This is a genomic window from Shewanella avicenniae (assembly GCF_017354945.1).
Lineage (GTDB): Bacteria > Pseudomonadota > Gammaproteobacteria > Enterobacterales > Shewanellaceae > Shewanella > Shewanella avicenniae.
In genome coordinates this window covers 3,164,264-3,185,744 of record NZ_CP071503.1, presented here as the reverse complement: position 1 = coordinate 3,185,744, position 21,481 = coordinate 3,164,264, and the positions used below count along the sequence as shown (strand labels likewise).

The following is a 21,481-nucleotide window of genomic DNA, read 5'->3' as shown; positions in this document are numbered from 1 at the left end:
GGAGCTATATGCCAAATTCTAGTCCGCGTTATATCAGTAATCTTACTCGAGATACGTACGCCTTGATTCTTGCTGGGGGCCGTGGGAGCCGCTTGCATGAATTAACCGATTGGCGGGCAAAGCCTGCGCTGTATTTCGGGGGCAAATTTCGGATTATTGATTTTCCATTGTCGAACTGCATCAACTCCGGTATACGCCGGGTAGGGGTCGTGACCCAATATAAGTCACACTCACTTATTCGCCATATCATGCGTGGTTGGGGGCATTTTAAGAAAGAGTTGGGCGAGTCAGTTGAAATTCTGCCAGCGTCACAACGATTTTCTGATAGTTGGTACCAAGGCACCGCCGACGCGGTATTCCAAAACATCGATATTATTCGTCACGAATTACCCCGTTACGTGATGGTGTTGTCTGGCGACCATGTGTACCGCATGGACTACGCTGGTTTGCTGGCGGCTCATGCGGAGTCGGGCGCGGATATGACCTGCTGCTGTATGGAAGTGCCCATTGAAGAAGCGGCGAATTCGTTTGGGGTGATGGAAGTAGATCACAGCAATCGCATTTTAGGCTTCCAAGAGAAACCCGCGCATCCAAAACCGCTGCCAGATAACGCCGAATTATGTTTAGCGTCGATGGGCAACTATGTATTCAATACTGAATTTCTGTTTGACCAGTTGCGTAAAGATGCGCAAAACTCTGAATCAAAACGTGATTTTGGTATGGATATCATTCCGTCTATTATCGAAAAACACAATGTATTTGCCTATCCGTTCCGCAGTGCGTTTCCCAATGAACCGGCATACTGGCGCGATGTGGGCACCTTGGATTCGTTCTGGCTGGCCAATATGGAACTGCTGTACCCAACGCCAGCATTGAACTTGTACGATGCCAAGTGGCCAATCTGGACCTACCAAGAGCAACTGCCACCGGCTAAATTTGTGTTTGATGATGATGGCCGTCGCGGTATGGCTGTGGACTCGGTGGTCTCAAGCGGTTGTATTATTTCTGGGGCGACTGTACGTCACTGCGTGTTGTTTAACGAGGTACGTGTCTGCTCATACTCGCTGGTAGAAGATTCGGTGATTCTGCCCGATGTAGTTGTGCTGCGTAACTGTAAAATTAAGAAGGCAATTATCGATCGTGGTTGCATTATTCCTGAAGGAATGGAGATAGGCTACAACCATGACCATGACCGAGCTAAAGGCTTCAGGGTCTCCAAAGATGGGGTCGTGTTAGTCACTCGAGATATGCTTGGCTTGCCGGTGGGATACGAATAATGCAGCAATCGCCAAATGTGCGTGAAGTGTTGATGTTGGCGGCAGAAAATGCCGCCTTGAAAGGAGCAAAAGTTGGGGGAATGGCGGATGTGATTCGGGATTTGCCCGGCGCACTCGCCAAAAACGGTGTCACCGCCCATATCGTCATGCCTGACTATGGTTTTCTCGCCAGAGAGCAGCAGGCGGAATATGTGTGTGAGTTTCCGGTGCATTTTGATAGCGGCCATTATCTGATGAAGCTCTATCGTATGCCCAATCCGCTGCAACAAGGGGCGTTAATTTATCTGTTAGCGCACCAGATGTTTGTCTCCCCCGGCCATGCGATTTACACCCAGGACGCCCCCGGGCGTCCATTTGCCACCGATGCAGGAAAATTCGCCCTGTACTGTACTGCGGTTGCAACCGCGCTATGTGCGGGTTTTATTCCAATGCCACAGCGTCTACATCTGCATGACTGGCATTGCGGCTTTTTTACTATGTTGCGTCACTATATTACCGAATACAAAGCCCTGCAGGATGTGCCTGTCGTGTTGAGTATTCATAACTTGGCGATGCAGGGCATCCGTCCACTTCGTGGTGATATCTCCTCGCTCGAAGCGTGGTTTCCTGAGCTATTGCGCTTGCAGCATCATCTGCTTAATTCAGTGATTGACCCTCGCTATCCTGATTGCGTCAATCCGCTACGCGCGGCGATCACCCTGAGTGATGCGGTGCATCTAGTGTCACCGGGCTATGCGGAAGAAGTGTTGCAACCATCGCAGCATGAACAAGGCTTCTTCGGTGGTGAAGGGTTAGAGCTGGATCTGCAATATATTCAGCGCAAAGGTAAGCTTTACGGCATCCTCAACGGCTGTGAATATGCCGAGCAACGGGTTACTGAAGTGCAGCGAGACAAGACCAAACGCAAACTGGTGTCACTGGCCAACGAAGCGCTGTTATACAAACTTGGCTTTAGTGAAACCGTGCATCCATCTGAGTTAATTGCGCAGATCCGTTTGTTCCAACAGCGTCGTCCTAAGGGCTTTTTAATGACGTCCGTGGGGCGGTTAACCGACCAAAAAGTGCTACTGCTGCGGCAGCCTTGGCAAGGCCGCATCGTGCTTGATGCGGTATTAAAGCGGCTCAAGCAATGGGATGAAAAAGCGCGTTTTTGGTTATTGGGCAGCGGTGATGATGCGATTGCGCGGCAGTTCAGCGAAGTCGCCGCAAGACATGATAATTTCCTGTTTATCAACGGCTACCATGAAGAACTGTCAACGGCTTTGTATCAGTGTGGCGATCTGTTTTTAATGCCCAGCTCATTTGAGCCTTGTGGCATCAGCCAGATGTTAGCATTGCGAGCGGCACAACCTTGCCTAGTTCACAGTGTGGGCGGGCTGCGTGATACTGTCGTGGATGGCAAAAACGGTTTTACGTTCGGCGGTGAAAATCTGCAGGCGCAAGCCGCAGAATTACTCGATACCCTTGATCGTGCTTTAGCGCTTTATGGCGCTGAAGCGTGGCAGTCAATGGTTGAGAACGCCGGCAGTTGTCGCTTTGAATGGCAAGCCAGCGCCGAGCGGTATGTGAATGAGTTATATGGATTTGCTTGATTAACTCTGCGAATCGGGCGCTGTGCTAAACTTTGACTTAGTTGCTTAATTTATTAGGGATTCTATGTCGCAGATGGCGCCCAATATTGTGCTGGTTATCGTTCAAAATGCTGCGCTTTTATTAGTCCTAATTGTCGCTTTTGAGGCTATTCCGCTTAATAGCAATTCTCGCTATAAATACGCTTGGCAGATACTCGCTGGTATTATTATCGGCATTCTGTGCATGGCGGTTATTCTCACCCCATGGCGTGTCTCGCCCGGCATTATTCATGATGGTCGCACCATTCTACTTAGTCTTGCGGGGCTGTTTTTCGGCCCCATTCCAACCGTAATTGCTGGCGTTATTGCGACGTTTTTTCGCATGTCACTCGGCGGTATTGGCGTTGCACCGGGGATTGCGGCTATCTGGTCCGCTATTTTGATTGGTTTGGCGTGGCGCGAGTGGCGTCAACATCGATACGGCGAGCTGCACAGCATCAAAATTCCAGAATTACTAGTGTTTGCCGGCGTAACTCAGTTGCCCATGTTGTTAGCGAATCAGTTATTGCCGATTGATGTGGCGGTTGATGTGATCTTTACCATGGCGTTACCCGCTCTCACTATCTTCCCAATTGCTACCGCGATTATGGGGATCTTGCTGGCGAACAGATTGCAATATCAGCAGTACCAATTGGAAAAATCCCATGATGATTACCTGTTTCGCGCTCAGTTTGATCTCGGCAATATAGGCATTGCCATTGCCGACGCTAAACTTCATTGGATTAAGGTAAACCCAGGCTTATGCCGCATGTTGGGCTACTCTGAAGCGGAATTGCTTGAGCTGAATTGGATTCAAATTACTCACCCACAAGATATAAACCGCGAACAAGCGCTCAGCGACCAACTGCTGGCGCGCAAAATTGATAGCTACGAGTTTGAGAAACGCCTGATAAAAAGGAATGGCGAATCCGTCTACTGCCAAACCACGGTGTCGTGTAAATATCAAAATGGCAAAGTTGCTTTGGTGATTACTGGGTTTGTCGATGTGACTTCTGCAAAAGTGACTGAGCAAAAGCTTGCTGCGAGTTTCGAGCAATTAGAATTAGTGCTTAACAGCAGCGGATTAGGGTATTGGCGCTGGGATGTGCCCAGCGATAAGTTCTTTTTGGATAAGCGCTCCATCGAACTCATAGGTTGCACCGCGGAAGATGTTGAGCAACGCGGGCGTCATGCGTTGTTTAGCCTGATAGAACCCGCTGAACTGACCGAGTTATTTCAGAAGTTAGAATTACACCTTGCGGGAAAATCACCGCGTTTTACCCATGAGTATCGTTTGAGGCGACCTGACGGAGAGCCGCGTTGGCTGCGTGTTACCGGTAAAGTGACGGAGCGAAATGAGCAAGGTAGCGCCATCAGCCTCTGTGGGGTGCATGAAGATATTACCGAACAAAAGCAGCGTGAAAGTTCTTTGCTGTTGGCCGCATCCGTTTATAAGCACAGCACTGAAGCGATGACGGTGACCAACAGCCGCGGGGTAATTATCACCATTAATCCGGCGTTTTCAGCCATTACCGGTTATCGCGAGGGCGATATTTTGGGGCGCAATATCAATCTGCTCCAAAGTCAGCAACATACGGGCACAGATTATCGCCATATTCGGCGAGAGTTAGCGCGTGAAAAACGCTGGCAAGGCGAGTTGTGGCTCACCTGCAAAGATGGCCGTGAGATTGTGGTGTGGTTGTCGATCAATACCTTGACCGATAAAGCCAATGATCAGCGCTGGATTGTGCTGTTCTCTGATATCACTGAGAAGAAAACCAGTGAGCAATTAATCTGGAAACAAGCGAACTACGATCCGCTTACCGGTTTGCCCAATCGACGCATGTTCCTTGAGCAGATCAGTGCCGAAATCCGTAAAGCCAATCGTCGTGGCACCAAACTGGCGTTGTTGTTTTTAGATTTAGACCACTTCAAAGAGATTAACGATACCCTTGGCCACGATATGGGCGACCGCTTGTTGCAACAGGCGGCTGGGCGCATTTGCAGCTGTGTGCGCGAATCTGACTTTGTGGCGCGTTTAGGCGGGGATGAATTTACCCTGCTGTTAATGGATGCCAACGACAGCAAAGGTATCGAGCGGGTGGCGCAGTTGATTTTGCAACAGTTGGCTGAGCCATTTCAGTTGGGCGATGAAAGCGCCTACATCAGCGCCAGTATCGGCATTACGTTGTTCCCTGACGATGGCACCAGCGAAGAGGTGTTGTTGAAGCACGCCGATCAGGCAATGTATGCCGCCAAAGAGATGGGGCGCAATCGCTTCAACTATTTCACTCATTCGATGCAGCAGCACGCTCACTATCGAATGAAGCTGATCCAAGATCTGCGTGAGGCTGTGGCTGCTTGTGATTTCGATGTGTACTACCAGCCAATCACCGACCTAAATACCCAACAAGTGGTCAAGGTGGAAGCCTTAATCCGCTGGCATCACTCCACCCGTGGTGCTATTTCACCGGGGGAATTTATTCCAATCGCAGAAGATACCGGCTTGATCATGGACATTGGCGATTGGATCTTCCGCAAGGCGGTAAACCAAATAGTGGCGTGGCGTGAGCGTTACGATATTGAGGTGCAAATTAGCATCAACAAATCCCCCATTCAGTTCCGCGATGAAGGGCAACGCTTTGATGCATGGTTTACTTACCTTGAGCAGAAAGGCGTGCCTGGCAGTTGTGTGTGTATCGAAATCACCGAGGGCTTGCTGCTAGAAGCCAATGATAACGTTTCGGAAAAACTGCTGCGTTATCGCGATAACGGGGTGCAGGTGTCGCTCGATGACTTTGGTACTGGCTATTCATCGCTGGCCTATTTGAAGCGGTTTGATATCGATTATCTGAAAATCGATCGCTCCTTTACCAATCAGTTGGAAGAGGATGAAAACAACGTCACCTTATGTGAAGCGATCATCGTGATGGCCCATAAATTGGGGATTAAGGTGATAGCCGAAGGAGTTGAAACCAAGGCGCAGGTCGAGATCCTGCAACAGATGGGCTGTGATTATGCGCAGGGCTACTTCTATTCCCGTCCATTGCCTTGTGAACAGTTTGAGCTGCGCTATCTGGCACCTAATAAACGCCGTCACGGGTGACTCCGTTTGCAATGGCGTTCTTCTGCCAAAAAATCAGCGTTAGCCTGTGTGGCCGCACATAAATCAGGGTACACTTGGTCGTTTTTTCTTTTATATAAACAGCTGTAGACAAATAGCTGCGGCAAATTAGCCACAGCCAATTTGCCACAGCCAACTAGCGACCAAACTGATGATTCTTGCCAATATTCCTACCAATGTGATTACCGGCTTTTTAGGCGCGGGTAAAACTACCTTTATTCAAGCGCTATTAAAGGCCAAACCTGCCCATGAAACCTGGGCGGTGTTGGTCAACGAGTTCGGTGAAATTGGCATTGATGCCGCATTGATGCAGGGCAGTGATTCGGTCGTGATCCGCGAAGTGCCGGGCGGTTGCTTGTGCTGTGCCGCTGGCGTGCCGCTGCAAGTGGCGGTTACCCAACTTCTAGCCAAAGCCAAGCCTGACCGATTAATCATTGAACCCACAGGGCTTGGGCATCCGCAGCAGATCATCAAGCTGTTATCATCTTCGCAGTTTCAGCAACTTATTAGCTTGCAGCGCAGTTGCTGTGTCGTTGACCCGCGCAATCTGCTCGATACGCGCTACACAGAGCATGACACCTTTTTAAATCAATTACGTAGCAGTGACCTGTGGTTGCTGAGTAAAGCCGATACTTGGTCTGAGAATTTAGATCTTAATGCCGCTTTGGCGATGTTGCCTGCTGAGTTAGCTCCCAGTGCGCTGTTTCGGTGGAGCCAACAACAACCGCTCGATAGTGATTTACTGGCAGCCTTGCAGCAACCCCGCGCATTATTAGCCTCGCAGCAAGCGAAAACGGCGGTTCCAGCTCAGCGCGCCTTAGCTAATGACGCAGGCTTTGGGCTGGGTAAGGCGTTTAACGCTTCAGATGCAGACGAAACCAGCGATGATTTTGACGCCAGCGGCATCATTTTCAAACAGCAGCATGCCGAAGGCCATTACAGTTATGGCTGGCGTTTTAGCCCTGCGTGGATTTTTGAATTTGCGCCATTAATGGCATGGGTGAAGGCGCAAGATTGTGAGCGCCTAAAAGCGGTGATGCTGACCGACGAAGGCGTTATCGGCATCAATCAACTGCAACAACAGCTGAATTTATCAGAGCTTGATGACGCAATGGAGTCACGTATTGAGCTTATTTCACGTCAACCGTTGGATGCTGCGCAATTACAGCAAAGCTTGATGGCGTGCCGCTGGTTGGAGTCTTATTCGTCATGAGTTTGAGCGCTGAACCATTGGCACAGAAAGAACAGCAAGTGGATGCGCTGCAAGATGAGCTGGCAATCCAATCCATCACGCGGCTGTTTTGGCGTTATGCCATGCCGACCGTGGTGTCGATGTTGGCCACCGGCATTTATGTCACCGTCGATGGCATGTTTATCGGCCATTTTCTCGGTGAAACTGGGTTGGCGGCTATCACTTTGGCCTATCCAGTGGGCGCGGTGATTTATGCGATTGGCGCGCTGGTGGGCATGGGCAGCGCGGCGTTAGCCTCGTTGCAACTTGGCAAAGGTAATCTTAGTGCGGCGCGGCAGATTATTGGCAACAGTATATTGGTGTCGATTATCGCCGGTGTGCTGCTGGCCATCATTGGGATTTCTAGCCGAGAGTTTGTGCTAGGGCTGATTGGCGTCAGCGGCGAAGTGCTTACTTACTCCAAAACCTACCTGTTCTGGTACTTTCTGCTCAGCGTGTTTCCCATTCTATCGATGACCTTCACCGCCATGCTGCGCAATGATGGGTTTCCGCTGCGGGTAACGTTGATCCAAATCGGCTGCGGCGTACTCAATATTGTGCTGGATTGGCTGCTGATTGTGGTCATCCCGCTTGATTTTGCTGGGGTCGCGATTGCCACCATGATCTGCCAAGGCGTTGCCGCATGGCTGTGTATGCGCCACTTTTTTTCGGCAGACTGCCGCTTGCGCATTGGCCGTGAACAGTTGCGCTTAAGTTGGCATTGGAGCAAACAGATGCTGCGCCTTGGCGTGCCAAGCATGATGATGACGCTGTATCTTTCGGTGGTGTTAACGCTGCATAATCTGGCGTTTTTATGGCAGGGCAGTGCGATTCATCTCGCCGCATACGGGGTGGTGAGTTATACCGAAGCGCTGTTCTATCTGATCTTTGAAGGCATCGCCTTGGGCACGCAACCGCTACTCAGTTTTAACGTAGGCGCAGGTTTATATGATCGCGTTAGGCAAACCGTAAAGCTGGCGCTGAGCTTGAGCTTGCTGGTGGCCATATTGGGCATGGGCTTTATCTACAGTAAGCCCGAGTGGTTGGTGTTTCTGTTTGCCGGCGATAACCCGCAACTTACGCCCTATGCGGTCGAAGGCATGTATCTCTACTTTTGGGGCTTACCGATGGAAGGGATGGTGTTAGTGGGTGCAGCCTTATTTCAAGCAATGAACCGCCCGAAAGAGGCCAACTTGCTGACCGGCAGTAAACTGCTGCTGATTGGGCTGTTGCTGGCAAGCCTTGGCGCGCTGTTTGGGGTAAACGGTGTGTGGGTGTCGTTATCCTGTTGTAGTACGCTGTTAGCCGTGTGGATGTTGCGTAAGTTTAATCAATTACAGCAGCGAACACTGGCAACTTAGCTGTCCATTTATTAGATTTTTTACAAAACAAAACTTAGTGATCTGGTCATAGGCTCAGCTCATTAGTCTGTATAAATGTGATATAACTAACACAATTTATTGAGGTTCATGAGGGGATTTGAGTTGTGACCGCTAAACGAATCGTGATTGTTGGAGGTGGTGCTGGTGGTTTAGCACTTGCTTCAAAACTTGGCCGAAAACTCGGTTTGTCAGGTGAAGCTGAAATCTGTTTGATTGATAAAAGCCCTGTACATATTTGGAAACCAAAGTTACATGAAGTCGCAGTTGGCGTGATTGATCAGTCTGTTGAAGGGCTGCTGTATCGCGACCATGGCTTGAAGAACGGCTATCGTTTTCTGCGCGGCGAGATCAACGACTGTAACCCCCAGAAAAAATGCGTTTACCTTTCTCGTGTATTGAATGATGAAGGCGAAGAGCTACTCGGCGAGCGTGAAGTCAGCTATGACTACCTCGTGCTGGCGATTGGTAGCGTATCGAACAGCTTCAATACCCCAGGTGCTGAACAACACTGTATCTTCCTTGATAGCTTAGAAAGCGCCAACCTATTCCATAAAAAACTGCTCGATGAGCTGCTGTTGCTCGATGAAACCAATGAAAAACTCAGCATTGGTATTGTCGGCGCAGGGGCGACCGGCGTCGAGTTAGCCGCCGAGCTGCATCATGTGCTGGAATCGGTCAAAGAATACGGCTACCTCAATATCGATAAATCTCACCTTGAGATCCACTTGGTCGAAGCCGCGCAAAAAATCCTGCCAGCCTTGCCCGATAAAGTCAGCGCCCGCGCGCAAACCGTACTGGACCATATCGGCGTGCGCTTGCATATCGGTGTGCAGGTAAAAGAAGTGGTTAAAGAAGGCTTTATCACCCCCGATAACGTTTTGATCAACTGCGGCTTAAAAGTGTGGGCTGCTGGGGTTAAAGGCCCTGATGCGCTGCAACGTTTTACTGCTTTGCCAATCAACAAACGTAATCAAGTGGAAGTAGATGCCTGCATGCGCGTTAAAGGCCATGAATGTATTTACGCCATCGGCGATTGCGCTATGCTGATCCAAGAAAGTGGCAAGCCCGTACCGCCACGGGCGCAAGCTGCATCGCAAATGGCCGAATGCTTGTTCCAAAACTTGCTCAACCGCATGAAAGGCAAAGCGGAAAACCCATTTGAATACCGTGACTATGGATCTTTGGTGTCACTCAGCCGTTTCTCTGCTGTGGGTAACTTGATGGGCAACTTACGTTCGCGCTCACTGTTTATTGAAGGCTACGTGGCGCGGATGATGTATCTGTCGCTGTATCAACGCCACTTAGGCAGCTTATATGGCTGGTTCTCAGCTGCCGTATTTAGCTTGGCGCAGCGATTATTGAAATGGCAGCGGCCAAAACTCAAGCTGCATTAAGGCTACAAATATTCGATTGAGGGAAGCATTCGCTTCCCTTTCTGTTTTCTGCTTGCTTAAAAATCCCGCAGTCGAGGCAAAATCGCCCATTTCTCGGCGTTTGAGTCACAGTTTGTTATGGTTTTGTATTTCTATTCGTGAATGAAACAGGGTATAACTACGGGCAAGGGAAAAGCGCTTCCTGTTAAATCGGAACTTAGAATTTAGAGAAAAAGAGCCCTCAAGGAGCTTTAAATGACCCAAGCAATTTCACTGTTAGATCCAACTAAACATGCCGATCTTAAATTTAAGAAACCGACTTTTGCGCATGTTGCTAATGAACATCTGATGCCAGTAAGCCTGCATGAAGTGATGTATGCAGCCACCGACGTGCCTGTTGTATTTGTTAAAGCAAACGCTGAATCTAACGATTTCCAAGCCGTTATGATGTTGGGCTTAAAGCCACAACAAAACCTGCGTGTTAAAGATGACGAATGGACGGGTACTTACATTCCAAACGTACTGCGTGACTACCCACTGGCTGTAGTATTAGACCCAGAACAAACTGACCGCGTATGGTTTGGTATTCGCGAAGAAAGCGAACTGCTGAGCAAAGAAGAGGGCGTAGCCCTGTTTGAAAACGGCGAAGAAACTGCTGCGCTGAAAGAGCGTCGTGAGCAAGTACTGCGTCACTTCGAACAAGATCAACAATCTCGCGCTGTGTTGAAGTTCCTTGCTGAAAAAGAACTGCTGATCCAACAAACCCTGACTGTTGAAGTCAAAGGCGAAAAACGCAACATCAACGGTATCTACCTGATCGATGAGCGTAAACTGGCTGGGCTGAGCGACGAAGACTTTTTGGATCTGCGTAAGAAAGGCCTGTTAGGTCCTATCTACAGCCACCTAACTTCACTGAACCAAATTCCACGTTTGGTACTGGCTGAAAACGCACTGTAAGAGTGAGTTAACGGTTGACGAGAGGGCGGTGATTCACCGCCTTTTTTATTGTCCAAAATTGACCGTGGCAACCGATAATTTGGCAGGATATGGTGAATTTTAGACATAAAAAAAGCCACTTAAAAGTGGCCTTAAAAATGGTGCCGGCACCAAGAGTCGAACTCGGGACCTACTGATTACAAGTCAGTTGCTCTACCAACTGAGCTATGCCGGCATCAAGTGGTGCCCGAACCCGGAATCGAACCAGGGACACGCGGATTTTCAATCCGCTGCTCTACCGACTGAGCTATTCGGGCAACTGATTTCTTTATCAGTCATTACTTTAGCGAGTCACACAACATCCTGTCCCGCTGAAGTGGTGCGTATCATATAGCAGGACATTTTACTGGCGCAAGCCCTTTTTTATCTCCAAGGTTTTATTCGCTTAGTTAATGCACAAAATGCGTTTTTAAGCACCAAAGTCACCCAAAAACGCCATATTCTTAGCTTGTTAACGCCATTGATACTGTTGGTGGCCAGTATCACGCCTTTCTGATGTAGCCATAAAAGCGCATAATGCGGGATTCGCAAACGGCGCTTTTCCAGTTCATCTTGCCAAGGACGTATATGCAACCTGAAACCAGCACGCTTTCTCCCAAACTCATTTTATTGATGGCCATTGCCACCGGTGTAGCCGTGGCCAACAACTACTACGTGCAGCCTTTGCTCGACACCATAGCGCAAGCGTTAAATGTATCGCACTCAATGGCGGGCAGTATCGTCACCGCCGCACAGTTAAGTTATGGGCTCGGGCTGTTTTTTCTGGTGCCGTTGGCCGATTTGGTTGAGCGCCGCTACATGATTGTGCTGTTAATGCTACTGGCAACGGTGGGCTTGTTTGTTAATGCCTTAGCGCCCACAGTGGGTTGGCTGATTGTGGGTACCGCGGTAACGGGCGCGTGTTCGGTGGTGGCGCAAGTATTAGTGCCGCTGGCTGCCACCTTGTCGGCGCCTGAACAGCGCGGTAAAGCGGTTGGCACTGTGATGGGCGGTTTGTTGCTGGGGATTTTGCTCGCCCGTGTAGTGGCTGGCACCATCTCATCTTTGCTGTCGTGGCAAGCGGTGTATTGGGTGGCCGCTGTCGCCATTTTGATCTGCACCTTGGCGTTGTGGCGATCGCTACCTAAATATCAGCCCCAAGTGTCGTTAACCTATCAGCAGTTACTCAGTTCGGTGATTTCCCTGTTTAAAACCGAACCTGTGCTCGCCCAGCGCTCGTTTTTAGGGGCGCTTAGCTTTGCCATGTTTACCCTGTTTTGGACGCCTCTGGCCTTTTTGCTTGCTAACCCGCCGTATGAGTATTCTGATGCGGTCATCGGCTTGTTTGGTATTGCCGGTGTTGCTGGCGTTGCTGCAGCAAAATGGGCAGGCAAATTGGCCGATATAGGTAAAGGCAGCATTGGCAGTTGGGTGGGATGGATTGCTGGGTTAATCAGCTGGGGGCTATTGTTGTTAGCTGACCATTCACTGCTCAGTTTAATCATCGGCATTGTGCTGCTCGATTTGGCGGTGCAGATGGCGCATGTCAGTAACCAGAACGTAGTTTATGCTTTGCAGCCTGAAGCCCGTAACCGCCTAAACGCAGGCTATATGACCAGCTACTTTGCTGGCGGCGCACTGGGGTCTTATATCTCGGTCATCCTCTATCAATGGCAAGGCTGGTTGGCGGTGTGCAGCGGCGGGATTGTGCTCTCACTTGTCGGTATCAGCTTTTTGGGAATGACGCAGCGCAATTAATTTTCGAAGCACTATGCTTGTGCGTTTTAGTATGTGCAGCTGAGAAGTGTGACCTTAACGGATACAAAAAATATGCTTTCTGTGTATATTTTGTTCAATATTAAATTAGCATTAGCAAGGAAATCTAATTATGTGGCGATCTATTGTGCTACTTGCCCTGCAGGGCGGGATAATGAGCGCTGCAACAGCAGCCACTAACGCGCAAGATGGGTTAAGTTCAGCTTCTGAACAAAATAGCCAAACACAACAAGTGCAAACTCAAGAAACACCAGCACAGTTAGAAGCAAGGCTTCAAATGATGGAGCTTAAAAATAGAGAACAAGAACTTAAATTAAAAGCAAAAGAACTAAAATTAAAAGAGCAAGAACTTGCTCTTAGAGCTCAAAAATTAAAAGAAAACCAACTTGAACAAAAAGTTGCTAAAGAAAAACCTTCTTTTGCATATAGATTTGAAAACGAGTCTAGTGAAAGTCCCCAGGCTATTGAAAATAAAATTAAAGGTTATATTTCAGCAGGAGAATTTAGCAGACAAGCAAATACTGATCTTGCTGAAATTTATGTTGGAGATAAAACTAAAGTATTTGATTATAGATTACTTGAAAAAACTATAATTCATCATATAAACTCAGAAGATGCTCTTAGTAGTAAGGTTTTTAAAAAAAAACCACAAATTGAAAGTATTTATTTTGGAATTGGTCGTGCTTATTGGGCCTATAATTTAAAAGAACTACAAACCTCAGAAGAAAAATTAATTAAAGGAATGGTTTATACGTTAAAAGTATTTGAAGATCAAAAATATAAACATATGCCATTATCTGAAGAAGAAAACCAAAAGATTGTACTTGAACAAAACCAATTATGGGACTCATACATCAATGGCGATTTAGAAGCGAAAAAAGCCATTTACCTAAAATTTAAAAAAGAAACTGACAAGTTAGATGAGATGGGTAAGGGGAATATGAGGGTGTTAAATAATGCTTTACTTGTTACACTTGAGAAACTTACTTATCAATATATAAAAACTAAAAAATGGGACTTAGTAGAAAAAGATGGACCTAAAATGAATATATTCTCCAAAATAAATTTTACTCCTAGTCAAGTTAGTGAATTATATGAAGCTGCATTTAAAAAATAAATTAAGTTTGTTTTATGTTAACAAACTACATCTAACACAATCGGAATAAGATGGCGACTCCGTGTTTATATCTGAAGTACAAATCGTCCTAAAACTATTTTTCTCTTGATCAGTACAGGTGTTAGTTCCTCCATCCACAGTTGGTGGTGTTGGTGCTTTTTTTCCTGTTGAAATGTAAAAGGATATTGGTTCTGGCGTAAATATTCTTTGAGGTTGAATTATAACGTTATCCTTATTTTTTCTTCAGACAAGGTTATTTTTAAACTTAATCTTGCGGGTAAATATGTTACATCATTAGTAAATTGTCCTGTGAAATAATTATCCGAATTTGTGGAGGATTCGGTTAGCTCTGAAACCTTTTGTAGGTCACTTGGCTTATATTTCGCCCAAAGTATCAGCCACAACGGTTCTCAGCATTAAGTTCAGCTAACGTTTATGAACGTACATCAGCGAATTTAGTAGGCAGCAAAAAGGCCCATCAAGGGCCTTTTGTCACTTTGAGCTACGCGCTACAAAAAGAGAAAAATCACTCTTCATCTTTTGGTGGAACATAACCTTCCACGTGCACTTCATCACCTTCAAACAGGAATGCGACCATGTGTTCCTCAAGCAACTTGCGGTGCTCTGGATTCATCATGTTGAGCTTTTTCTCGTTGATTAGCATGGTTTGCTTGTTTTGCCACAGCGCCCAAGCTTCTTTACTGATGCTATCAAAGATCTTTTTACCCAACTCGCCTGGGTAAAGTTGAAAATCCAGCCCGTCGGCGTCTTTGTTGAAATAAACACAATGAACTGTGCGTGCCATAATTTATTCAAGCTCCTTGATTGAAGCGGTCTGAAGACTGGCAATAATCCGCTCAGTTGCGGCGGCCAGCCCGACCCTTGATGGTTGCGTTAAGTTATACCAGAGAGTGGCTTTAGCTTCCATGACGGCATTGCCAGCTTGCGGCATTAGCATGGTTTCACTGAAGGCGTTGTCAGCTGCAGCTATGTTTAGCAACACTGGCTGAATATCAAAGTGAAAATGGCTAAAGGTATGCCGAAATGCGGGCAGTGGATGCAAGCTTGCAGCAGCATTGATTTTCGCGGCGGCAGCCTTGAGTTCAGCCTCAGTGCTAAATTCTGGGAAACACCACAAGCCGCCCCAAATTCCCGCTGGCGGGCGCTGTTGCAGTAACACTTGCTGTTGTTCATGCTGTTGCTGGCGCAGCACCAATAAAAAGCCATTTTTGACCGGAATGGTCTTTTTTGGCTTTTTCTCTGGGAAATCTTTTTGTCTGCCTTGGCGCTGCGCTTGGCAATCAAATGCCACTGGGCAACGTTCACAGGCGGGCTTGCTGCGGGTACATAATGTGGCACCAATATCCATCATCGCTTGATTGTATTGGTCGATATGTTCAGCGGGCGAAAGGTTGTCTGCTAACTGCCACAGCTGTTGCTCAACTTTGGGTAATCCCGGCCAACCTGCCACAGCGTGGTGACGCGCCAATACCCGTTTAACGTTGCCATCTAAAATTGCATGATGTTGGCCGCTGGCCAGCGACAAAATTGCGCCCGCAGTAGAGCGACCAATGCCGGGGAGGGCGACCACCTCATCAAATTGAGTAGGAAACTCACCGTGGTATTTATCGCGGATAATCACTGCGGCTTTATGCAGGTTGCGGGCACGGGCGTAATAGCCTAGTCCGGTCCAATGATGCAGCACTTCATCTATGTCGGCGTTCGCAAGTGCGGTAACGCTTTCAAAGCGGGCCATAAAACGCTCAAAGTAAGGGATAACGGTGGCAACTTGAGTTTGTTGCAACATTATCTCACTTATCCATACTTTATAAGGGGTTTTATGCTGTTGCCATGGCAAGGTGGTGCGGCCGAACTGCCGATACCAGTCGATGATGCGCTGAGAAAAAGGGGCGGTATTCATGGGCGCCAGTGTAGCTTTGGCGTGGTGGCTGCACAAGCAAATCTGCATTAGGCGCGCGATTAAAAGTGTGGCTGGTATACTTTTTCTGCGGTAGTACTTGCACCGCAGGTTGAAGTTTGGATAATGCCCATTCTTTTCACATGGCTGTCCGTTGACAGGAGCAAAAATGAGCGAAGTGACTACTGCTGAATTCAATGAAGAAGGCAAGTACCTGCGTAAAGTCAAAAGCTTTGTATTGCGCGAGGGACGACTGACTAAAGGTCAGGCTCAAGCGCTTGAACAAAACTGGCCAACCATGGGGTTGGAGTATTCCGCTGAGACCATCGATTTAGCCCAAGTGTTTGGCCGCGAAGCCGACACTGTGTTGGAGATTGGTTTTGGTATGGGCGCCTCTTTGGTTGAGATGGCCAAGGCTGCCCCTGAATTAAACTTCATCGGTATTGAAGTACATAAGCCAGGTGTTGGCGCGTGTTTGTCATCAGCTGCAGAGGCGGGTGTGACTAATCTGCGCGTATATCACCACGATGCGGTTGAAGTGCTGCAAAATGCAATTGCTAATGGTTCACTGTCACGGGTGCAGCTGTTCTTCCCTGATCCTTGGCATAAAAAGCGCCACCACAAGCGCCGTATTGTGCAGCCAGAATTTGCGGAGTTGGTACGTAGCTGCTTAAAAGTGGGCGGCGTGTTCCATATGGCGACTGACTGGGAAAACTACAGCGAACACATGCTGGAAGTAATGAATGCAGCGCCGGGCTATAAAAATCAATCACCTGATGGTACGGTAGTGCCAAGACCGGATTATCGTCCACTGACAAAGTTTGAAGCACGTGGTCAACGTCTTGGACATGGTGTGTGGGATTTGATGTTTGAGCGCACTGAATAACCTTCTTAAAATCGGAGAATTTGCTCATGGCTATTCGCAGTCGTCGTTTACGTAAAAAATTGCGTGTTGATGAGTTTCAGGAACTGGGCTTTGATGTAGCTTGGCGTTTTCCTGATGATATTAGTGAAGAACAGATCGACGCGCAGGTAGATACCTTTATCGAGCAGGTGATTGAGCCGCGTGGCCTGGGCTTCCATGGTGGTGGTCATCGGGTGTGGGACGGTATTGTAGCCACCCAACGCATCGGTAAATGCAGCGACGAAGACCGCCAAGCGGTTGAGGCGTTTTGGAAAAGCCAAAACGTGCTGGAAGTCAGCGTGACCGATTTATACGATATCTGGTGGAGTTAATCCCCGCGTAATCTCCTAAAAGGCAGCGTTTACTACGCTGCTTTTTTATTGCCTATTTGATCTGCTTAAGCTGCATCTTGTGTCGCTCGTCATATTCACCAAAAACTGGTGCAATTCGCTAATCATCTTTAGCTTATTTATATCAGTTGAATTTAAATCTTTTAAAAACAGTATGTTAAAAATTGGCACGGCTTCTGCTATATCAAAGCATCAACAGCGAAGAGCACAACAAGGACTCACGATGAAAACTTTGGTATCTGCATTGGCGTTAACAGGGGTAATGGTTGTCGGGCAGGCGCAGGCTGCCGTTTATCACGGTAACGATAGCTGCAATATCTCGTTGAACTATGACGTGACGTTGCAACAACAACAGCTGCGAGTCGCGGAAAAGAACAACGAGCTGTACCGCATCGATGGCGACAAGCTATTTGTAAACGGCAAACAGGTGTCATTGAATCACAAGCAACAACAGCTGCTGCAAGACTACCGTACAGGTTTGTCAGCGCAGATCCCCAAAGTGGTGACTTTGCTGGATAACGCGATGGATTTGGCCACCGATGCTGTGGGCAGCTCATTGACGCCTTTATTGGGCGACAGCGGCACTGAAAAGCTGAATGGCGCGCTGGAAAAACTGCATCAACGCATTAATGATGCCGCCTATCAACGCGGTGATGTGTACTACATTGGCGCTTCTGATGACTCGCTAGACCAAGTCTTTGGTGATGAGTTTGAAAATGATATTGAGCAGGTGGTGATGAGCTCTATCGGCAACATCATGGTCAATATCGGCCAAAGCATGATTAACAGCGATGGCGGCAGCTTTGAAGAAAAGATGGAAGCTTTCGGCGAGAAAATGGAGCGCTTGGGCGACGACATTGAAGCGCGGATGGAAGTTCGCTCAAGCGAGATTGAACGTAACGCCGATGAATTATGTGAAAGCTTTGCCGAGCTGCAAAAGTTAGAAGCCAAAGTGCAACAGCAGATCCCTGAGTTAGAAGACTACACCCTGATTTCAAAGCGTCACTAAGTCAGGCGCAATAAGCGCTGACGCAAGTGGCTTAACCCCCTCTTCCTTGAGACAGGTTCATCCACGAACCTTCCTTTGCCCGCATCTCATGACCTGAATGCGGGCTTTTTTTCGGATCAAATCTGCAATTTATCGTATTAGACCATTAGAGTAGTCACTAAAGTGTTGGTATACTTTTTTATTCTCGATACAATTATTCTCTGAGCCGTACAATCCGCCCGTTCGGGTCGATCACTTTTCCTCGTAAAAGACAGTTCAGCGAATCATCAACAAGAATAAAGCAGCTATAGGCGACTCAATGCTAGAACTATTGGAACCCATCGCTATTTTCACTCATGTCGCTCGTGCCGGAAGTTTTAGTTCCGCTGCTCGTCGCTTGGGAATTTCTAAGTCAAAAGTCAGTACCCAAGTGGCTGACTTGGAGCACAGACTGGGTGTGCAACTCATTCAACGTACTACACGTAGTTTGAGTCTGACCGAAGCGGGTAATCTGTTATATGCGCAAGGCGAAGAGCTATTGCGCGGCGCTGATCAGGCCGTAGCGAGCGTGCACAATCTTAACGACGCCACCCGTGGTGTGTTGAAGCTTGGTATCTCTCAATCCTTTGGTACGGCGCATATCATTCCTGCGTTACCTGAGTTTATGGCACGTCACCCTGAGCTTGAGCTGCAAGTTAGCTTGCTTGATCACAAGGTGGATGTGGTAAACGAAGGGTTAGATCTGCTGTTGACCATGTCTGAGCAACTGCCGTTAGGTATGGTGGCGCGCCCACTGATGAAATGTCAGTTCTTGCTGTTAGCCTCGCCTGATTACATCGCTAAGCATGGTGTGCCAGAGCGCCCAGAGCAATTGGTTGAACACAACTGCTTGGTGTATCACGGTGAGTGGCATGAGCACTCAGTGTGGCAATTTAAGCGTGGCGATGATTACTGTGAAATTGGTGTATCGGGCAATTTCCGTGTAGATAACGCACCGGCACTGAAAACTGCGGCCGTTAACGGTTTGGGCGTGGTGTATATGGCCACCTATCTGCTGGAAAACGAGATTGCCGAAGGCAAGTTAGTGCCGATGTTGACTGACTGGCAGTTAGTCAACCACCTGCCATTGCAGGCGGTTTACCCTCGCCGTAAGCACTTAGCGCCTAAGGTCAGTGCGTTCATTGAGTTTATTAAAGAACATATCGGCACTCCGCCAGTATGGGACGATAAGTTCACTGATATTTTCGCCAAGCGTAAGTAGTGCGAAAAAACAAAAAATTTGAGTGTTTTTAATCGGATTTTCTGTAGAAAATAAATTTGTACGACAAATCAACATCTTGTTTTTAAATGTGTAAATTAAGGGAAATGTTTTTTGACCTTGATTACAAAATACAGCTAACGCAGTTGCAGTAAACAACTGACTTACTACAATGACAAGGCTTGATTTGGGTGGGGATCTCCACAAGGCTACGTTGAAATGACCCCTTTAACGTAGTGCGAAGGTCTTTGCAGTTACTGCAATCCGAATCTTTTGCTGGGCTGAGTGAGTGGTTTAACAACCTTGGTTAACCACGGCAAAGCGCGGCATTTAAACCGATATCCTGATGTGGTTATACCCCGTTTGCTAACGGGGTATTTTTTGCCTGTTTGTCGCGAAATGAGCTTTTGCGAAGAATGGCGCTGTTAGCAGAAGTAAGACAACAGCTCGTTGACGAACATATGGCCTTTGTCGGTCAGCTCCCAGTGTTGGTCGGTGATTAGCACTAGGCCGTTACGTTCACCTTCTCGCATTCCCTCATCCAACACCGTAGGGGCAACGCCAGTTCTGGCAGCAAAATCCGCTTTGGCAATTGGGCGCATCAACCTTAGTCGATTCATTAAGTATTCCAGCGGCCTATCTTCAGCGAGGACTTCATCCACTTGGTAGAGATGTTCTCCGGCGAGGTAGCCTTTGGGGTGCTTCACTTTGACACTACGAAGGATCTGCTGCTCAGCCAACAGGGTAATTTTACCGTGGGCACCACAGCCAATCCCTAAATAGTCACCAAACTCCCAATAGTTGAGGTTGTGGCGACATTCAAAGCCGGGTTTGGCGTAGGCAGAGATCTCGTATTGACGATACCCCAGCGCTTGCAATCTTTGTTGCCCTTGCTGATAGATATCCCACAGCGCTTCATCGTCTGGCAATGCCGGTGGGCGGCTGTGGAACAGGGTATTTGGCTCAATAGTGAGTTGATACCAAGATAGGTGCGGCGGATTGAGAGAGGCTGCCGTTTCAATATCACTCATGGCTTGCGCCAGTGTTTGATCCGGCAAGCCGTGCATCAAATCCAAGTTGAAGCTGTTGTAGTTGGCACTTGCCAGAGAAGCAGCAGCTTTTTTGGCTTCATCGCCACCATGAATGCGTCCAAGAATCGTGAGCTTATCTGGCGCAAAGCTTTGTACGCCCATCGAAATGCGCGTGATACCGGCAGCGCGATAGGCATTAAAATCATCATGTTCGACAGTGCCTGGATTGGCCTCCATGGTAATTTCGATATCAGCTTCAAATGGAATTCTTTCGGCCACTCCATCAAGCAAGCGCTTAATTTGGGCAGCATCAAACAGTGACGGTGTACCACCGCCGATAAAGATACTGTGCAGCGGCCGCTGTTGTACCCAGTGCAGATCAGCATCCAAATCTTTGAGTAGCTCATCCACGTACTGCGCTTGCGGGATTTCTCCATTCTGCGCATGACTGTTGAAGTCGCAATAAGGGCATTTACGCACGCACCACGGAATGTGGATATAAAGGCTCAGCGGTGGCAATTGGCTGATCAAGCGATAATCCCCTGCGCTTTAAAGGCGTCTAGCAACATGGCTAATGCTTTGCCGCGATGGCTCAGTTCATTTTTCACTTCGCTGCTAATTTCTGCGGCGGTTTGCTGCATGCCTTGCGGAATAAAAATTGGATCATAGCCGTGGCCGTTGTCGCCTTTGACCTCAAAGCCAATTTCACCTTCCCACGCTGCTTGGCAGATGATGGGGGTTGGGTCATTGGCGTGACGCATGTAAACCAAAATGCATTGGAAGCGTGCGGTACGCGCTGCAGTGGTGTCTTTCAGCGCGTCGAGCAGCTTGGTGTAGTTGGTGACTGCTGTGGCGTTTTCACCACTATAGCGGGCGGAATAGATGCCGGGCGCACCTTGCAGGGCATCGACTTCTAAACCTGAGTCATCGGCAATGGCTGGCAGGCCAGTCGCAGCGGCGGCGTGACGCGCTTTAATAATCGCGTTTTCCACAAAAGTGGTGCCTGTTTCTGGTACTTCTTCCACAGCGAAATCGCTTTGTGGCAGTACTTCGATATCGTATTGAGCAAACATTTCAGCAAATTCTTTTAACTTGCCTTTGTTGCCGCTGGCCAGAACAAACTTCTGCATGGTGGGATTTCCTGCGGTGCAGTTGGTGGCGCTATCG

The 21,481-nt window shown here is 48.1% G+C and carries 17 protein-coding genes and 2 tRNA genes; 13 read left to right on the top strand and 6 right to left on the bottom strand.

Going from position 1 to position 21,481, the window contains the following annotated elements:
• Positions 1-8 precede the first annotated feature (8 nt).
• The 7 genes from glgC (at position 9) to JYB87_RS14105 (ending at position 10,954) form a co-directional block, all read left to right on the top strand.
• The gene (glgC, locus tag JYB87_RS14135; RefSeq protein ID WP_207354110.1) at positions 9-1,277 is read left to right on the top strand and encodes a glucose-1-phosphate adenylyltransferase; all 1,269 of its coding nucleotides are present in this window, start codon (positions 9-11) and stop codon (positions 1,275-1,277) included.
• A complete protein-coding gene (locus tag JYB87_RS14130) occupies positions 1,277-2,869 on the top strand; it encodes a glycogen synthase (protein ID WP_228729875.1) in 1,593 nt (530 codons plus the stop codon). The genes glgC and JYB87_RS14130 overlap by 1 nt, the downstream gene beginning before the upstream one ends.
• Before the next feature lie 73 nt (positions 2,870-2,942).
• On the top strand, positions 2,943-5,993 hold the full coding sequence (locus JYB87_RS14125) for an EAL domain-containing protein (RefSeq protein WP_207356715.1): 3,051 nt from the start codon (positions 2,943-2,945) through the stop codon (positions 5,991-5,993).
• A 169-nt stretch (positions 5,994-6,162) separates the two neighbouring features.
• Positions 6,163-7,224, top strand: coding sequence for a CobW family GTP-binding protein (locus tag JYB87_RS14120; RefSeq protein ID WP_207354109.1), 1,062 nt, complete (start codon positions 6,163-6,165; stop codon positions 7,222-7,224).
• A 101-nt stretch (positions 7,225-7,325) separates the two neighbouring features.
• Positions 7,326-8,603 (top strand): MATE family efflux transporter, encoded by a 1,278-nt coding sequence (locus JYB87_RS14115; RefSeq protein WP_228730016.1) that lies wholly within the window; start codon positions 7,326-7,328, stop codon positions 8,601-8,603.
• Between the two features lie 125 nt (positions 8,604-8,728).
• A complete protein-coding gene (locus tag JYB87_RS14110) occupies positions 8,729-10,018 on the top strand; it encodes an NAD(P)/FAD-dependent oxidoreductase (protein WP_207354107.1) in 1,290 nt (429 codons plus the stop codon).
• Positions 10,019-10,252: 234 nt separating this feature from the next.
• Positions 10,253-10,954 carry a SapC family protein gene (locus JYB87_RS14105; protein ID WP_207354106.1) on the top strand — a complete coding sequence of 234 codons (702 nt, stop codon included), beginning with the start codon at positions 10,253-10,255 and terminating at the stop codon, positions 10,952-10,954.
• Positions 10,955-11,092: 138 nt separating this feature from the next.
• Here the strand turns inward: JYB87_RS14105 and JYB87_RS14100 are convergent.
• Positions 11,093-11,168, bottom strand: a tRNA-Thr gene (locus JYB87_RS14100).
• A 6-nt stretch (positions 11,169-11,174) separates the two neighbouring features.
• Positions 11,175-11,250 (bottom strand) — tRNA-Phe (locus JYB87_RS14095).
• Between the two features lie 310 nt (positions 11,251-11,560).
• Here JYB87_RS14095 and JYB87_RS14090 point away from each other — a divergent pair.
• The gene (locus JYB87_RS14090; RefSeq protein ID WP_207354105.1) at positions 11,561-12,730 is read left to right on the top strand and encodes an MFS transporter; all 1,170 of its coding nucleotides are present in this window, start codon (positions 11,561-11,563) and stop codon (positions 12,728-12,730) included.
• Between the two features lie 130 nt (positions 12,731-12,860).
• Positions 12,861-13,865 carry a hypothetical protein gene (locus JYB87_RS14085; RefSeq protein ID WP_207354104.1) on the top strand — a complete coding sequence of 335 codons (1,005 nt, stop codon included), beginning with the start codon at positions 12,861-12,863 and terminating at the stop codon, positions 13,863-13,865.
• Between the two features lie 526 nt (positions 13,866-14,391).
• On the opposite strand, the gene JYB87_RS14080 is transcribed toward JYB87_RS14085, so the two are convergent.
• Together JYB87_RS14080 and mutY are read right to left on the bottom strand one after the other, a co-directional pair.
• Positions 14,392-14,670, bottom strand: a complete 279-nt coding sequence (locus JYB87_RS14080; RefSeq protein ID WP_207354103.1) for an oxidative damage protection protein — start codon at positions 14,668-14,670, stop codon at positions 14,392-14,394.
• Between the two features lie 3 nt (positions 14,671-14,673).
• Complete coding sequence (mutY, locus tag JYB87_RS14075; protein ID WP_207354102.1) at positions 14,674-15,786, bottom strand: A/G-specific adenine glycosylase; 1,113 nt, start codon at positions 15,784-15,786, stop codon at positions 14,674-14,676.
• Between the two features lie 166 nt (positions 15,787-15,952).
• Between mutY and trmB the strand changes: the two genes are divergently transcribed.
• From trmB to JYB87_RS14055, 4 genes are all read left to right on the top strand, one after another.
• Positions 15,953-16,669 (top strand): tRNA (guanosine(46)-N7)-methyltransferase TrmB, encoded by a 717-nt coding sequence (gene trmB / locus JYB87_RS14070; protein ID WP_207354101.1) that lies wholly within the window; start codon positions 15,953-15,955, stop codon positions 16,667-16,669.
• A 26-nt stretch (positions 16,670-16,695) separates the two neighbouring features.
• Positions 16,696-17,019 (top strand): 50S ribosome-binding protein YggL, encoded by a 324-nt coding sequence (locus tag JYB87_RS14065; protein ID WP_207354100.1) that lies wholly within the window; start codon positions 16,696-16,698, stop codon positions 17,017-17,019.
• Between the two features lie 241 nt (positions 17,020-17,260).
• Positions 17,261-18,046, top strand: a complete 786-nt coding sequence (locus tag JYB87_RS14060; protein WP_207354099.1) for a YggN family protein — start codon at positions 17,261-17,263, stop codon at positions 18,044-18,046.
• Positions 18,047-18,344: 298 nt separating this feature from the next.
• Positions 18,345-19,286, top strand: a complete 942-nt coding sequence (locus JYB87_RS14055) for a LysR family transcriptional regulator (protein ID WP_207354098.1) — start codon at positions 18,345-18,347, stop codon at positions 19,284-19,286.
• A gap of 422 nt (positions 19,287-19,708) precedes the next feature.
• Here JYB87_RS14055 and hemW read toward each other — a convergent pair whose 3' ends face one another.
• Positions 19,709-20,842: a radical SAM family heme chaperone HemW gene (hemW, locus tag JYB87_RS14050; protein WP_207356714.1), complete on the bottom strand. Its 1,134-nt coding sequence runs from the start codon at positions 20,840-20,842 to the stop codon at positions 19,709-19,711.
• The gene (gene rdgB / locus JYB87_RS14045; protein WP_207354097.1) at positions 20,842-21,444 is read right to left on the bottom strand and encodes an RdgB/HAM1 family non-canonical purine NTP pyrophosphatase; all 603 of its coding nucleotides are present in this window, start codon (positions 21,442-21,444) and stop codon (positions 20,842-20,844) included. Before rdgB ends, hemW begins: the two co-directional genes overlap by 1 nt.
• Positions 21,445-21,481 lie beyond the last annotated feature (37 nt).